The 15,180-nt window shown below is 45.9% G+C and carries 12 protein-coding genes; 6 read left to right on the forward strand and 6 right to left on the reverse strand.

All coding sequences use genetic code 11. The features are described 5' to 3' along the window. The first annotated feature begins 27 nt into the window (after positions 1-27). On the forward strand, positions 28-1,188 hold the full coding sequence (wecB, locus tag DW205_RS00105; protein ID WP_008778251.1) for a non-hydrolyzing UDP-N-acetylglucosamine 2-epimerase: 1,161 nt from the start codon (positions 28-30) through the stop codon (positions 1,186-1,188). Further along, positions 1,185-2,375 (forward strand): glycosyltransferase family 4 protein, encoded by a 1,191-nt coding sequence (locus tag DW205_RS00110; protein WP_005867971.1) that lies wholly within the window; start codon positions 1,185-1,187, stop codon positions 2,373-2,375. The genes wecB and DW205_RS00110 overlap by 4 nt, the downstream gene beginning before the upstream one ends. A 195-nt stretch (positions 2,376-2,570) precedes the next feature. Here the strand turns inward: DW205_RS00110 and ndk are convergent, their stop codons facing one another. Further along, positions 2,571-3,032, reverse strand: coding sequence for a nucleoside-diphosphate kinase (ndk, locus tag DW205_RS00115; protein ID WP_005867972.1), 462 nt, complete (start codon positions 3,030-3,032; stop codon positions 2,571-2,573). A 224-nt stretch (positions 3,033-3,256) separates the two neighbouring features. Beyond that, positions 3,257-3,886, reverse strand: coding sequence for a master DNA invertase Mpi family serine-type recombinase (locus tag DW205_RS00120; protein WP_005867974.1), 630 nt, complete (start codon positions 3,884-3,886; stop codon positions 3,257-3,259). A 145-nt stretch (positions 3,887-4,031) separates the two neighbouring features. Between DW205_RS00120 and DW205_RS00125 the strand changes: the two genes are divergently transcribed. After that, positions 4,032-6,944 (forward strand): bifunctional fucokinase/fucose-1-phosphate guanylyltransferase, encoded by a 2,913-nt coding sequence (locus DW205_RS00125; protein WP_005867976.1) that lies wholly within the window; start codon positions 4,032-4,034, stop codon positions 6,942-6,944. Positions 6,945-7,063: 119 nt separating this feature from the next. Further along, the gene (locus tag DW205_RS00130; RefSeq protein ID WP_005867978.1) at positions 7,064-9,622 is read left to right on the forward strand and encodes a DUF5686 and carboxypeptidase-like regulatory domain-containing protein; all 2,559 of its coding nucleotides are present in this window, start codon (positions 7,064-7,066) and stop codon (positions 9,620-9,622) included. An 8-nt stretch (positions 9,623-9,630) separates the two neighbouring features. On the opposite strand, the gene dinB is transcribed toward DW205_RS00130, so the two are convergent. The 3 genes from dinB to DW205_RS00145 form a co-directional block, all read right to left on the reverse strand. Then, positions 9,631-10,719, reverse strand: coding sequence for a DNA polymerase IV (gene dinB, locus DW205_RS00135; protein ID WP_082210355.1), 1,089 nt, complete (start codon positions 10,717-10,719; stop codon positions 9,631-9,633). Between the two features lie 61 nt (positions 10,720-10,780). Further along, on the reverse strand, positions 10,781-11,545 hold the full coding sequence (locus DW205_RS00140) for a peptidylprolyl isomerase (protein WP_005867982.1): 765 nt from the start codon (positions 11,543-11,545) through the stop codon (positions 10,781-10,783). A gap of 7 nt (positions 11,546-11,552) precedes the next feature. Beyond that, positions 11,553-12,224 carry a peptidylprolyl isomerase gene (locus tag DW205_RS00145; protein ID WP_005867983.1) on the reverse strand — a complete coding sequence of 224 codons (672 nt, stop codon included), beginning with the start codon at positions 12,222-12,224 and terminating at the stop codon, positions 11,553-11,555. Between the two features lie 183 nt (positions 12,225-12,407). On the opposite strand from DW205_RS00145, the gene DW205_RS00150 reads away from it, so the two are divergent. After that, the gene (locus tag DW205_RS00150) at positions 12,408-12,926 is read left to right on the forward strand and encodes a cupin domain-containing protein (RefSeq protein ID WP_005867985.1); all 519 of its coding nucleotides are present in this window, start codon (positions 12,408-12,410) and stop codon (positions 12,924-12,926) included. A 31-nt stretch (positions 12,927-12,957) separates the two neighbouring features. Here DW205_RS00150 and DW205_RS00155 read toward each other — a convergent pair whose 3' ends face one another. After that, entirely contained in the window at positions 12,958-13,854 is an 897-nt protein-coding gene (locus tag DW205_RS00155) for an AraC family transcriptional regulator (RefSeq protein WP_005867986.1), read from the reverse strand. A gap of 160 nt (positions 13,855-14,014) precedes the next feature. On the opposite strand from DW205_RS00155, the gene DW205_RS00160 reads away from it, so the two are divergent. Next, positions 14,015-15,178: an aldo/keto reductase gene (locus DW205_RS00160; RefSeq protein WP_005867987.1), complete on the forward strand. Its 1,164-nt coding sequence runs from the start codon at positions 14,015-14,017 to the stop codon at positions 15,176-15,178. The last annotated feature ends 2 nt before the right edge of the window (positions 15,179-15,180 follow it).

Below are 15,180 nucleotides of genomic sequence, written 5' to 3' on the forward strand. Positions count from 1 at the left end.
TTCGCTAATATAGAAAAATACGCAGTAATGAGAAAAATAATGTTAGTATTCGGGACCCGTCCCGAGGCGATCAAGATGGCTCCGCTGGTGAAGGAGTTCCAAAAACATCCGGAGTCGTTCGAGACCATCGTGTGCGTTACCGGACAGCATCGGGAAATGTTGGATCAAGTGTTAAAATTGTTCGAGATCACGCCGGATTATGATTTGAATATCATGAGGCAGGGTCAGGACTTATATGACGTGACCGCCCGTGTCCTTGTGGGTATGCGTGACGTATTACGTGAGGCGACACCCGATGTCGTGCTGGTGCATGGGGATACCACCACGAGCACGGCGGCCGCCTTGGCCGCATTCTACCAACAGATACCTGTAGGTCATATAGAGGCCGGCCTTCGTACCCACAATATCTATAGCCCATGGCCGGAGGAGATGAACCGGCAGGTCACGGGGCGTATCGCCACGTATAATTTCGCACCCACGCGGTTGAGCAAGCAAAACTTGATGCGAGAGGACGTGAATCCGGACTCAATCTTGGTTACCGGCAATACGGTGATAGATGCCTTACGGCAAGTGGTGACTAAGATAAAGACGGACGCTGAGCTGGACAAGGAGCTGGAAGGCGTGCTTTTACGTTCTGGGTATGACGTGAACCGTCTGGTTGAGGGTAAGAGATTGGTGTTGATCACGGGTCATCGCCGGGAGAACTTCGGTGATGGATTCATCCATATGTGTACCGCTATCAAGGACTTGACCCGGAAGTATCCGGAGGTGGATTTTGTCTATCCTATGCACTTGAATCCCAATGTGCGCAAGCCGATTCACGAGGTATTCGGCGAGGATCTTTCTCATTTGGAGAATATGTTCTTCATTGAGCCATTGGAATATCTGTCGTTTGTCTATCTGATGGAGAAATCAACGATAGTGCTGACCGATAGCGGCGGTATTCAAGAGGAGGCTCCCGGCTTGGGCAAGCCCGTGTTGGTGATGCGTGATACGACCGAGCGTCCGGAGGCTCTCGCGGCAGGTACGGTGAAACTGGTCGGTACGGACTATGACAAGATCGTGAGCGAGGTCTCGGCGTTGCTTGATGATACGGCTTATTACGATGCGATGAGCAAGGCGGTCAATCCCTATGGCGATGGATTGGCTTGCGGAAGGATCGTGGAATTTTTGAACCGGAAGGAATGAGGGTCTTGATCGTTTCTCCCTCTTATCTTCCGGAGATCGGTGCGGCACCCTCACGCATTACGAACATGGCGGAGGGACTGTCCGGCTTAGGGATAAAGGTGGATGTGTTGACTTGCCTACCCAATTATCCCAAGGGACGTATCTTTGATGGATATAGGGGGGCTTTTTCCAAGACAGAGGATGTAAACGGGATAACGGTCTTCAGGTACTGGACGTATGCCTCGATCTCGAGGAGGCCGTTGGTCCGTCTTGCCAGTATGTGCGCTTTCGCCACGACCCTTTGGTGTTTCGCTCTCAAGCGTAAGCGTATAAAATCTTATGATAAGGTGATCATCCAGACCCCTCCTGTTTTGGCGGCGGCCTCGGCCATGTTGCTTTTTCGTTGTTGCTACCGGAAAAAGGTGGTACTGAACGTCTCAGACCTTTGGCCATTGTCGGCCGTGGAGCTGGGGGCCATGAAAGAGGGTGGCGTTTATCATGGGGTGATGGGGCGTATCGAGCGTTTCCTTTATCGTAAGGCCACGGCCTGTCAAGGGCAGAGTAAGGAGATCGTGGATTATATAAAACGGTATGAGCCGGGCAAGGCCTCGTTCTTGTATCGGAATTTACAGCATCGTTTTGTTTTACCGAATCACCCCCCTTCTTCTCGGAAGCCTTTCAGGATCGTCTATGCCGGTTTGCTGGGCGTGGCGCAGAATATATTGGAGTTGATAGAGCGTATCGATTTTAAAGGGATGGGAGCGGAGCTTCATTTATTTGGAGGGGGCAATCAAGCCTTGGAGATAGAGGATTATGTGAGGACACATGATAAAGGGGTCTTTTATCATGGCTCTCTGCCCAAGGAACGGATGCGTGAGGAGCTTACACGTTACCATGCCTCCATTATCCCCTTGACGGTTCGTATAAGGGGGGCGGTACCTTCTAAATTATTTGATTTGCTGCCGTTAGGCGTTCCTATCTTGTTTTGTGGAGGCGGCGAGGGCGAGGAGATTGTAAAGGAGAATCAGTTGGGCCTTGTCTCGGCCCCCGGAGATTATGAGCGACTTTCTAAAAATATACGGGCCATGAGCCACTTGCCGGATGAGGAGTATCGACAGCTAAAAGCGAACTGCTTAAGATTATCCCAGACAACTTTCTGTTTTGAAAGGCAACTGGAGGCGTACAAACGTTTTTTATCGGCTTTCTAATTTCAGGATGAAATCCCTTAAACATTTTGCGGGGATGCCCTGTTATAGATATAGTAGTGTGTTTTTCATGGTATTAGATTTTTAGATTAGTAATTAGGTTGTTCATTCAGTTCGGGAGAATAGGATGTTGGTTTCTAAATATGAGAGCCGGAAAGGTGAGAATGATTTCTCTCGTTTCCGGCTATTCTTTTTTATTTAAAACTCGTCATTGGCGTAAAGACTCAATAGGTTTTTCAGCTCATAATCGAATATCTCGTCATCCTTGAAGAAGCGTTTCAATTCGATCTCGGCTGTCTCCGGTGAGTCTGATGCGTGTACGATATTCTCTTGTACGCTCATACTATAATCTCCCCGTATCGTACCGGGAGCGGCGTTTCTACCATTGGTAGCGCCGGCCAAGGTTCTTACTACATGTATGGCATCTACCCCTTCCCAGCAACATACAATTACCGGGCATACACTCATCGCGTCCTTGATACGTTGGAAGAAAGGCTTTTCTTTTAGGTGGGCGTAATGCTCACTCAAGATCTCGTCAGTCAGCCAAACCATCTTCATGCCGGCCAGACGGAGTCCCTTCTTTTCGAAACGGGTTACGATTTCACCGATCAGCCCTCGCTGAACGGTACAAGGCTTTAAAATAACCAATGTTTTTTCCATAAGATTTATATTAAAAGATTAAACAAATGTTTGATGTCTTGAATACATGTTAACCTTGCGGCGTTTTATGAATGATAGAGGAATAAAGGATGAAATGTTTTTTAGGATATTTCAAGTATATTTCTATCTTATTCCTCCGCAAGTTAATGGGAATAAACAAATAAACGAGCGATAAGTCTGCTAAACTAAACTAATTTAACATACGTTAATTGTTGCTTGAGTTGTTAATCCTTCTGTATTCTTTTCCATTTCCGTGGAATTTCCGGATGAGTCTTGAGAAATTCCCTCAAGGTTTGCCGGTTTACTCCAAGTTTCTTGCTGATATATACTTTAGTCTTATGTTCTTTAATATACTGCAAGATCATCTCTTCCTTACCTTTTAGCTTACAGGTTTCCGGTCGCTCTCCTTTTGGACGGCCCAGTTTGGCACCTTGCACTTTTTTCCGAGCCAACGCTTCTTTCGTTCGTTGCGAAATCAGGTTGCGTTCAATTTCGGCGCTTAGGCTAAATGCGAATGCCAAGATTTTACTGTTAATGTTATTTCCGAGTTCGTAACCTTCCTTTACCGTAAATACAATGATGTCTCTTTCCATACATTGATGAAGGAAGCTCATAACTTGCATAAGATTACGTCCGAGACGTGACAGCTCCGTCGTGATCAGGATGTCGCCTTTACGTATTTGCTTTAATAATTTACCAAGTTGGCGATCGGCGATTACTTTTGTCCCGCTGATCGTCTCATCTACCCACCTGTCGATTCTCATGTTCCTCGATTTTGTGAATTTCTCAATCTCGAATCGCTGGTTTTCAGTAGTTTGTTTGTCTGTACTGACTCTTACATAACCGTATACCATATGTCCTATATTTAATTAAACAACAACCAAGATACTGGAAACGGATTGATTGATAGTGCGTTTTAGTAAAAACAAACTTTTTTATGGGTGTGTTAAAGAAGTTGAGTGGGTTTGAACTCCATACAAATTGTAATAAAAAGGGTTAATGGATATCCGTATAGAAAATTTAAGTTACTTTTGCTTTCGAAAAATAAGATGGAGTCTTAGAATGATCATGGGTATGAAAAAGTTATTGTCTTTACCTCCAAATTTGGTAGATTGTTTCCATGCGGTAGAGCATGTAAGTACAGAGGAATGGTTTTGCACCTCGGATCCGGTAGGCGCCCGCTTAGGATCCGGGGGAGGAACGACTTGGTTGTTGGAGGCCTCCCGGCGAAAAGAGGCTCCGGATGTATCGACGGAAGAGTGGTTGGGACAGGAGAAGCGTATCTTGTTGCATGCCGGAGGGCAAAGCCGCCGTTTGCCCGGATATGCGCCATCCGGGAAAATATTGACTCCGATCCCTGTGTTTCGCTGGGCAAGAGGGCAGAGGCTATCCCAGAACTTATTGTCCTTGCAATTACCTCTTTATGAACGGATCATGAAAAAGGCGCCGGAATCGCTTCATACCTTGATCGCTAGCGGTGACGTATATATCCGTGCTAACCAGCCTTTGCAGGAGATTCCTGAGGTAGATGTGGTTTGTTACGGTTTATGGGTCGAGCCTTCGTTGGCCAAGAATCACGGGGTTTTTGTATCGAGCCGTAAGTCTCCGGACACTCTGGACTTCATGCTACAGAAGCCTTCGTTGGAAACATTGGGGGAATTGGCGGGTAGTCATTTATTCTTGATGGATATCGGTATCTGGCTGCTAAGCGACAAGGCGGTGCGGTTATTAATGAAACATTCCTATACCGAGGATGGCAAGGCGATGAAGGCGTATGATTTATATGCTGAGTTCGGGTTGGCCTTGGGGAAGAATCCACGTATCACGGACTCGGAGTTGAATCAGCTTTCAGTAGCGATTCTGCCGCTTCCGGGTGGAGAGTTCTATCATTATGGAACTAGCCGTGAGTTGATTTCCTCTACATTGGCGGTACAGAACTTAGTTAGGGATCAACGTGCGATCATGCAGCGTAAGGTGAAACCACATCCCGCCATGTTTGTGCAGAATGCGGTGTTACACCAGAAATTGACCGCTGAGAATTCGGAATTATGGATAGAGAATAGTTATATCGGTGAGAATTGGACGTTACGTGGCCAGCAAATTATAACGGGTGTTCCGGAGAATAATTGGAACTTATCTCTTCCGGAAGGTGTCTGTGTAGATGTTGTCCCGGTAGGGGAAGCTAATTGGGCGGCAAGGCCCTATGGTTTTAATGACTTGTTTAAAGGGGCCTTGTCTGATGTGTCTACCTTGTTTATGGGGAAACCTATCTTGACTTGGGCGATGGAGCGAGGGATCACCTTGAGAGGGAATGAGGATATACAAAACGCACCTTTGTTTCCTGTTTGCCAAACCGTGGATGAGCTGGGAAAAGTGCTGCGCTGGATGATTACGAAGCCGGATAGGGAAGAGGGAAAGCATATTTGGCTTTCCGCCCGAAAATTATCGGCGAATGATTTGTCCGATCAAGCGAATTTACGCCGTTTAGTAGCTCAGCGAGAAGTTTTCCGTAAAAAAGACTGGTCATTATTGGCCGCTAATCATGAGAAAAGTGTATTCTATCAATTGGATCTTTCGGATGCGGCGGAAAGCTTCGCCAAAGACAAGATTGTCTTACCGAAAGCCCTTTCCGAGGATAATCCGTTGATGAAAAGGATACATAATCATATGTTCCGCTCTCAGGTGATGAAGATCTTGGGGGAAACGTATAAGGAGGAGGAGCAAAAGGCTTTCGCTTTGTTGCGGGAAGGGCTGGTCAGTTCTGTCCTTGGAAGTAAGCAGCAGCCATGTTTGAATGTCTATCGGGACCAGATCGTATGGGGACGTAGTCCGGTACGTATCGATTTGGCAGGTGGGTGGACAGATACGCCGCCCTATTGCTTATATGCGGGTGGAAACGTGGTGAACGTGGCGATCGAGTTAAACGGGCAACCACCGCTACAAGTCTATATCAAGCCTTCCGATACCCATAAGATTATCCTTCGCTCGATCGATCTGGGAGCGATGGAGGTTATCTCCTCATGGGATGAGCTTCGTGATTATAATAAGGTAGGGTCGCCGTTTTCCATTCCGAAAGCGGCTTTGGCCTTGGCGGGATTTATCCCGGAATTCTCGGCGGAGGCTTATGCTTCTTTGGATGTCCAGTTGGAAGCTTTTGGTAGCGGGCTGGAGATTACCTTGTTGGCGGCGATACCGGCGGGTTCCGGTTTAGGCACTAGCTCGATCCTCGCAGCTACTGTGCTGGGCGCTATCTCTGACTTTTGTGGCTTGGCTTGGGATAAGAATGAGATCGGAAACCGCACCTTGATTTTAGAACAATTACTGACTACCGGCGGGGGATGGCAAGATCAATACGGTGGCGTATTGCACGGTTTGAAACTCTTGCAAACGAACGAGGGTTTTAATCAGAATCCTTTGGTACGTTGGCTGCCGGAATACTTGTTTACTGATCCGGAATACCGGCCTTGTCATCTTCTTTATTATACGGGAATTACTCGTACGGCGAAAGATATTTTGTCGGAAATCGTACGAGGTATGTTCTTGAATAGCGAGGCGCATTTAGGTATTTTGTCTGAGATGAAAGCCCATGCGCTTGATATGTACGAGGCGATCCAATGCGGAGACTTCGTGACTTATGGTAAATGGGTCGGAAAGACTTGGGAGCAAAATAAGGCACTCGATTCCGGAACGAATCCGGCGGCGGTGGAAGCTATTATCTCCAAGATACAGGCTTATGCCTTGGGATATAAACTTCCGGGAGCAGGCGGTGGTGGTTACTTATATATCGTAGCGAAAGACCCGGGTGCAGCCCTGCAAATCCGAAAGATATTGACTCTTTCTCCACCCAATTCGAACGCCCGGTTCGTGGAGATGAGCTTATCGAATAAGGGGCTTCAGATTAGTCGTTCTTGAAAGTACGATTGGCTTTTTAGACCATTTGTTGCTAATTGGAATATATTGCATGTGTTTTGGAACATTTATATAAATGATCCTGTTGTACTTTTGCGGAGTTTAATGAGGTGTCAGATCTGATGGGGAAGAGAATTGTTTTTATATGGCTTTTATTGGCGTTCGCTTGGGTAGCGAAGAGCCAGAACTACATGATAAAAGGAATCGTGACTGATTCTATTACGGGAGAACCTTTGCCTTATGTGGCTGTGATTTTGAAGGGAACTACGATAGGTGCTACGACAGATCTGGATGGGGCTTTTACGCTCTCCTCTTCATCTAAGGTACGTACTTTACAGGTCTCTTATCTGGGTTATACGGAGAAAGAATTGAAATTCGTTCCGGGTAAAGCGGAACATTTGAAGATTCAGTTAGCTCCGACAAGTATTAATTTGTCGGAGGTGATTATCAAGCCGGGAAAGGAAAGATATCGAAAGAAGGATAATCCTGCGGTTACCTTTATCAAAAACGCTATCGCACGTCGGGAGAGCAACGATCCTCGTAATCATGATTATTTTCGGTATGATCAATACGAGAAGATGGTCTTCGCTATGAACGATTACCAACCGAAACCGAAAAAAGATGGAAAGGCGGGAAAGTTTGACTTCTTGACTGAGTTTATCGATACGTTGGAGGTGGGAAAGACGATCTTGCCGGTATCCGAACGTGAGAAAATCCAGACCGTTTATTATCGTAAAGACCCGAAGACGGAAAAGAGGGTCGTTCTGGCTACGAAAGCGGCTGGTGTGGATGAGGTCTTCTCACGAGACGGTATGCAACAGTTCTTGAATGAGGTATTCCGGGAAGTGAATATCTTCCAGAATGATATTCCTTTGTTCTTGAACCGTTTCGTTAGTCCTATGTCTACGATGGGGCCTAACTTCTATAAATATTATTTGCTAGACACGGTGGAGGTCGCCGGACAGAAGTGCGTGGATTTGGGTTTCGCTCCGTTTACTCCGGAGACGTTCGGTTTTACGGGACATCTTTTTATCACGTTGGATTCTACTTATTTCGTGCAGAAGGTTAAGTTGAATGTCCCGAAGAAGATCAACTTGAATTTTGTCGGTGGAATGACGATCGAGCAGACTTTCGACCGTGCCCCGGATGGGACTCGTATCATTACGAAAGATGATATCAACGTGGACTTCAAATTGACGGAGAAATCGAAAGGAATGTATGCCCGCCGTTTGAATATCTATTCGAATCAAGCGTTTGAGGGACCAGATGATCCTAAAGTTTTTGAGGAGAGCGCACCTATTATTATACCGATGGAAGCTTATCGCCGTTCGGCGGATTTCTGGGAGGAGAATCGTCCTACTGAGGCGGGAACTCGCAAGCAGAATAACGTGGAGTTGCTAATGGCGAAACTTCGTTCCGTTCCTATTTTCTATGTGACGGAGAAGGTTGTTTCGATCCTTACCTCCGGTTATATCGCGACGAATAAGATTCCGGAGAAGAGCAAGTTCGAGTTTGGTCCGATGAACACCTATATCAGTGGTAACGCGATTGAGGGGGCCCGCTTCCGTGTCGGTGGAACCACGACAACGGCGTTCAGTAAACGTCTTTTCTTGGATGGTTATTTGGCTTATGGATCGAAAGACCGCAAGTTGAAATATGATGGTATCGTAGAATATTCTTTTATCGATAAGAAGGATTATCGGAAAGAATTTCCCGTGCATTCTATTCGCTTCGAGTACCTATATGATATCAACCAGTTAGGTCAGCAGTATATGTATACCAACAAGGATAATATGTTCTTGGCCTTGAAGCGGCAGAAAGATACGCGTGCCACCTATTTAAGGAATATGGAACTGACGTATTACCGTGAGCATTATAACGGCTGGGCTTATGGGGCGGTACTTCGGAATTTTAAGGAATACTCAACCGGTTACGCCGCGTTTGACCGTATCGGTCCGGATGGCCAGATCACGGCTACCGATTCCTACCGGATGTCGGAAGTGGAGTTTAAGTTCCGTTTTGCCCCGAATGAGAAATTCTACCAGACTCGTAATTACCGTTATCCGATTACGCTTGACGCACCGGTATTCACCTTGAACCATACGATGGCTTTCCAAGATGTATTAGGTAGTTCGTATGATTATCAGAAGACGGAGCTTGGTATCCAGAAACGCTTTTGGTTCTCTGCTTTCGGTTATGTGGATATTCTCGCTAAAGCAGGTAAAGTTTGGACAAAGGCCCCTTATCCTTTGTTGATCTTGCCAAACGCAAACTTGTCGTATTTGGTGCAACCGGAATCTTATACGAATATGAACGCGATGGAGTTCATCAACGATGAGTACGCTTCGTGGGATATTACTTATTTCATGAACGGAGCCTTATTGAACCGTATTCCGCTTATCAAGAAGTTAAAATGGAGAGAGGTCTTTTCTTTCCGGGGTATGTTCGGTCACTTGACGGATAAGAATAATCCGTATATCGGTGAGCAAAATGAGGGCTTGTTCTTATTCCCGCAGGGCTCTTACCTGATGGACCCGTCTACTCCTTATATGGAGGCGGGTGTCGGTATCGAGAATATCTTTAAGTTCTTGCGTTTGGATTATGTATGGCGTCTGACCTATAAGGATCATCCGGGCATCCAGACAAAGGGTATACGTTTTATGATGAAGCTATCCTTCTAGGGCAAGTGTTATTTCCAGTCGCTGAACTCAAAACTTAATTGTTCCCAACGATCTTTCGTATGAGGCTCCTCTTTTACGGGATTGGATACGGATAGGCCGATCAGTCGGATGGGATGCTCGGTATATTCCACTTCTTTCAGTAATTCCTTGGCCAAGGGAAGGATCTTATCTAAGGTTGTTAACTCTTCCGGACGGCTGAGGCTTCTCGTGATTTGGTTGAAATCGTGGAACTTGACCTTTAAGGTCAGTGTGTTTCCCTTGAATCCGGAACGTTCCAGCCTGCCGATAAGTTCGGTCGCTACGTGATAAAGCTCGATGATAACAGAGGATTTGCGGGAGATATCTTTTTCTAGCGTATGCTCGCAACCTACCGACTTCCGGATTCGTACCGCTTCTACGGGACGGTTGTCTATACCTCTGGCAAACTCATAATAAAGTATTCCCGCCTTTCCGAACTGGCGGGTAAGCATCTCCCCCGAACATTCCCGTAATTGCAGCCCGTTGTGGATACCGAGTGTATGCATTTTCCGGGCTGTTACGGGGCCTACTCCCCAAAAGGACTCAATGGGAAGACGTGCTATGAAATCGAGGGCTTGGCTTGGATGGATGGTGCATAATCCATTGGGCTTCCGATAATCCGAGGCTATTTTCGCTAGAAATTTGTTGTAGGAGACTCCCGCTGACGTTATCAGGTTCAAATTATCCCAGATCCGTTTCTTGATCTCCTTGGCGATATCTACAGCGAGAGAGATGCCTCGTTTATTATCAGTGACATCCAAAAAGGCTTCATCCAAGGAAAGCGGTTCTATGATATCCGTATAATCATGGAAGATCTCGTGGATCTGGCGTGAGACGGATTTATATACGTCCATCCTTCCATGTACGAATATCAGGTTCGGGCATAAACGTTTGGCTTTTTGAGACGCCATGGCGGAACGTACCCCATATTTCCGGGCTTCGTAGCTAGCGGCAGCTACTACGCCTCGCTGCTCCGCATGCCCGACCGCTAGGGGCTTTCCTCGCAACTCCGGATTGTCTCGTTGTTCCACCGAGGCATAAAAGGCATCCATATCGATATGTATGATCTTTCTCAAGATAGCTCTTTTATTACTGGTATTTACGATAACCCTTCGTCTGTTTATGAAGCCGATAACCGCATTATAAGATCTCTACGGAGTTAATGACGATATTCTCGGTCGGACGATCTTGCTTGTTGGTCTTGGAGGACTGTATGGCGTCTACGACATCCATGCCTTCTACCACTTCGCCGTAAACCGTGTATTGATTGTCGAGGAACGGTACGCCACCTTCGTTCTTGTAAGCCTCACGGAGTTCCGGGTTTAACTTTACCTCGTCTTTCCGCTTCTCGGCCTCCAGCTCGGTCTTGCCAATCAAGGTATCACGAAGGATCGCCAGTTCTTCCTTGTTACCACTGCGATAGAATTCCATGATCTTAGGCTTGTTCTCGTTTTGCAGGCGGGCGAATATCTCTTGTTTCAGACGGCCTTCCAATTGCTTTTCCATCTGGTTCAACTCTTGTTCCGAATACTTTTTCCCCGTTACGATATAGAATTGGGAGGCGGAAGAGGCCTTTTCCGGGTTCACCTCGTCTCCGGTACGTGCGGCGCAAAGGGCTCCTTTCTTGTGGAAATATTTCGGGTAACGGAATTCGGCGGGAACGGTATAGCCCAGATCGCCCGCTCCCAGTTGCTTGTTCATCGGGGCATCCTTGGAAGTCACGTCACCTCCTTGTATCATGAAATCCTTGATCACACGGTGGAACAGTAAGCCGTTATATTGCCCTTCTTTTACCAACTTGATAAAGTTATCACGATGTAATGGCGTGTCGTTATATAATTTCAGCTTTATATCTCCTTTGTTGGTGTGCATAAGCACCCTTGTCTCAGTTGCTTGATTTTCCATTTTATACTTATTTTTCTATGAGTTTCATTGACTTGATCTTTATGTTCTTCGTGGGTCTGTCATCGGCGTTCGTCTCGACGAACTGTATCTTATCCACGACTTTCATACCCTGTATAACCTCTCCGAACACCGTATAGTTCCCGTCCAGATGAGGCGTTCCGCCTTCCAGCATATAGGCTTCTTTTTGCTCCGGAGTAAACTCGATGCCTTTCTCCTTGGTCATCTTATCTAACTCCATCTCCGTAAAGAACTTTCCGGTCACGATATAGAATTGAGTCGCAGATGAGGCCTTCTCAGGATTTTCCTCATCCGGGGTACGTGCGGCACAGAGCATTCCCCGCTTATGGAAATATTTCGGATACACGAACTCGGCGGGGATGGTATAATCTAAATCTCCGTCGCCCAGATGCGCATCCAAAGGAGCGTCTTTCGAGTTGATATCGCCTCCTTGTATCATGAATTGCTTGATAACCCGATGGAACAATAATCCATCGTAACGGTGTTCTTTTACGTTCTTGATAAAATTATCCCTGTGCAACGGCGTGTCGTTGAACAGTTTCACCTTGATCTTACCCATATCCGTATCAATCAGCACCAATGTCTCAGTCTCTTGCGCATGCAGCGGGCATAGCGAAAGCATAAATACCGAAACAAACAACATCGTAAGAATCCGTCTCATATTTATTTCTATTAGTTTTAGATGGACAAAAATAAGAATAAATATCGATATCTATGATCAAAGGAATAGGTCTAAACATGATTTCTTTGGTAGGAAACCGTAATAGCGTTACAAACATCTGTAATATATATACAGAGGCTATGGTATCTATAAGTAACTTTGTCATATAAATGAAAAAGTAAAATGATGGAGACAAATTTAAGTAATGGTATGAATGATAGATCCTATAGCCGGTTCTTTGGTTTCGTGATCGTGATGTCTGCTGTGTTATTTTCTTTTAGTTCTTGTTTGGAGGGGAAAAAGGAGGAAGGCGTAAAGACGGCTGAGGCATTGATTTTCCCTGCCGACGCAAAGGCTTCGTCGGAGTATAATACGGGGGATGTCTATGTCTCCTTGTTGAAGGAGTCTGGTAATACGATGATCGCACATTTTATATTCAAACCTTACAGTCGTAATTTCTGGCATTACCATCCGGATGCCGAGCAAACCTTGTTAGTACTTGATGGAGAAGGATATTATCAAGAGGAAGGAGGAGAGAAACGTGTGATCCGGAAAGGCGATGTGATCGTGACACCTCCTAATGTACGCCATTGGAATGGGGCGACACCGGGTAGCTCTATCGTATGTATGACCATTACGGAACATGCGATCGAGAATCATGCCGTACAACTTCGGGCTGTGACGGATAAGGAGTATAATTGACAGGTTCGGATGACAGGCTGGTGGAAACCTATTAATTGGCCGCTCTATATTCATTAGGCGTACAGCCTGCCATTTTTTTAAACCATCGACTGAAGTGCTGCGGATAAGGAAATCCTAACTCGCAGGAGATCTCGCTGATTGTCTTTTTAGTATTGTACACTCGTTCCTTGGCAATCTCCAGTGTTTTTTGCTGGATGTGTTTCAATGCCGATAAGCCAGTTTCCTTTTTCAGCAAATCGCTCAAATAGTTAGGGGACAAACAGAGTTTCTCCGCGCAATAGGGTACGGACGGTATCCCATATAGGGCTGGTTTTCCTGAATTGAAGTATTCGTTTAATAATGCCTCGAATCGGGCAAATGTGTCTTGGTTCGTATTCTCACGTGTGATGAACTGGCGGTCATAGAAACGTGTGCAATAATCCAAGAATAGCTTTATATTATCTGTTATCAATGATTTACTGTGCTTATCAATAGGGTATTGCAGTTCTTCCTTTATCCTTTCCATGCATTCGATCACCGTTTTGCGCTCTTGTCCCGAAAGGTGAAGGGCCTCATTCGCATAGTAAGAGAAGTAGGAGTAGTCCCTCATGATATGGGCCAATGGCGTTCCTCGTAAAAGCTCGGGGTGGAATACCAATACCCATCCTTCCGGTTGGTGTAATAATCCATCGTCTTCCGAACCCAATACTTGGCCCGGGGCAAGAAAGAGCATCGCTCCCTTTTGATAGTCGTATATACTTCGTCCATATTTCAGTTGCCCGCAGTCCGTGTCTTTCAGCAATATAGCATAAAGGTTATATAGCTTTCTGCAAAAGCGCAGGGGTTTTGCTTCACGTCCGTCGATAACGCTGACTAATGGATGTCTGGTTTCTATGCCGAAATAATCGTTGTATTGTTGTACTGTGTTGATATTCATTATCTCATTCATGGCTTAATCTCTTTAGTTTTCGCAAATGTACTTCTTTTCCTATGTTTTTGTCTTCCGAGCGATGAAATTGGTATATCTATCCGTATTTTTGGTACATGTCCGGATGTCGGAACATGGTATTTTTGCGACAAATAGATTATTTATTAAAAGATCATAAGTTATGAGAAAGTACAATGGAATAAATCGTCGGGGATTTTTAAGGTCGGCGATGCTGTCGGGAGCCGCGATGTGTGTTTCTTCTATATCCAATGAAATGGTAGCTAATGAGAGCCGGGATAAGCAAGAGCCCTTGGCTTTAGGTAGTAAGGTCGCGGCTGGAATTAGCGCAAAACGAACCTTAGGAAGCGGTACGGCTTCCATGGTCGTATCGGCTATTGGCTTCGGTTGTATGGGATTGAATTATCATCGCAGCCAGCATCCCGGCAAGAAGCAAGTAATCGCTTTGGTACATGAGGCCATCGATCGTGGCGTTACTTTGTTCGACACGGCAGAGAGCTATGGTTATCAAACGAATGAACGATTAGTTGGCGAAGCGTTGAAAGGTTATTCGGACCGGGTATTTGTAACTACTAAATTTGGGCATAAGTTTGTGGATGGCGTACAAATCAAGACAGAGGAAGATAGTTCTCCCAACAATATACGTAAGGTATGTGAGAATTCGCTTCGCAACCTTGGAGTAGAAACTCTCGGTATGTTTTACCAGCATCGTGCGGACCCGAACACTCCGATTGAGGTCGTCGCTGAGACTGTGAACGAATTGATCAGAGAAGGCAAGGTATTACATTTCGGGCTTTGTGAGGTGAATGCCGATACCATCCGCCGTGCCCATAGGATCTGCCCTGTTACGGCTATACAGAGTGAATACCATTTGATGCATCGTGCCGTGGAGGATAGCATATTGCCGTTGTGTGAGGAACTGGGTATTGGCTTTGTTCCTTATAGTCCGATAAATCGAGGCTTTTTGGGAGGCTTGATTAACGAGTATACTCGGTTTGATCCGGAAAACGACAATCGTCAAGATTTACCTCGTTTCCAACCGGAAGCTATCCGTGCCAATATGCGGATCGTGGAAGTGCTGAATGCTTTTGGGAGGACACGGGGGATCACGCCCGCGCAAGTTGCCTTGGCATGGTTAATGAATAAGAAACCTTGGATTGTAGCTATACCGGGGACTACGAAGCTGTCTCATCTGGAGGAGAATTTACGTGCTGCGGATATCATTTTCACCGCCGGTGAGATGAGGGAATTGGAGGATGCGGTTTCCGCTATCCCTGTAGTGGGAAGCCGTTATAACGCGTTACAAGAATCAAAAGTACAGAAATAGAT

Source organism: Parabacteroides sp. AM17-47, assembly GCF_003434625.1.
In the GTDB taxonomy this organism is placed as follows: domain Bacteria; phylum Bacteroidota; class Bacteroidia; order Bacteroidales; family Tannerellaceae; genus Parabacteroides; species Parabacteroides distasonis.

Excerpts from the sequence above, each read along its gene's own strand:
- DW205_RS00150 (WP_005867985.1), top strand. The coding sequence starts at position 12,408 with ATGATGGAGACAAATTTAAGTAATGGTATGAATGATAGATCCTATAGC.
- DW205_RS00125 (WP_005867976.1), top strand. The coding sequence starts at position 4,032 with ATGGATATCCGTATAGAAAATTTAAGTTACTTTTGCTTTCGAAAAATA.
- ndk (WP_005867972.1), bottom strand. The coding sequence starts at position 3,032 with ATGGAAAAAACATTGGTTATTTTAAAGCCTTGTACCGTTCAGCGAGGG.
- DW205_RS00160 (WP_005867987.1), top strand. The coding sequence starts at position 14,015 with ATGAGAAAGTACAATGGAATAAATCGTCGGGGATTTTTAAGGTCGGCG.
- wecB (WP_008778251.1), top strand. The coding sequence starts at position 28 with ATGAGAAAAATAATGTTAGTATTCGGGACCCGTCCCGAGGCGATCAAG.
- DW205_RS00155 (WP_005867986.1), bottom strand. The coding sequence starts at position 13,854 with ATGAATGAGATAATGAATATCAACACAGTACAACAATACAACGATTAT.
- DW205_RS00140 (WP_005867982.1), bottom strand. The coding sequence starts at position 11,545 with ATGGAAAATCAAGCAACTGAGACAAGGGTGCTTATGCACACCAACAAA.
- DW205_RS00120 (WP_005867974.1), bottom strand. The coding sequence starts at position 3,886 with ATGGTATACGGTTATGTAAGAGTCAGTACAGACAAACAAACTACTGAA.
- DW205_RS00110 (WP_005867971.1), top strand. The coding sequence starts at position 1,185 with ATGAGGGTCTTGATCGTTTCTCCCTCTTATCTTCCGGAGATCGGTGCG.
- DW205_RS00145 (WP_005867983.1), bottom strand. The coding sequence starts at position 12,224 with ATGAGACGGATTCTTACGATGTTGTTTGTTTCGGTATTTATGCTTTCG.
- DW205_RS00130 (WP_005867978.1), top strand. The coding sequence starts at position 7,064 with ATGGGGAAGAGAATTGTTTTTATATGGCTTTTATTGGCGTTCGCTTGG.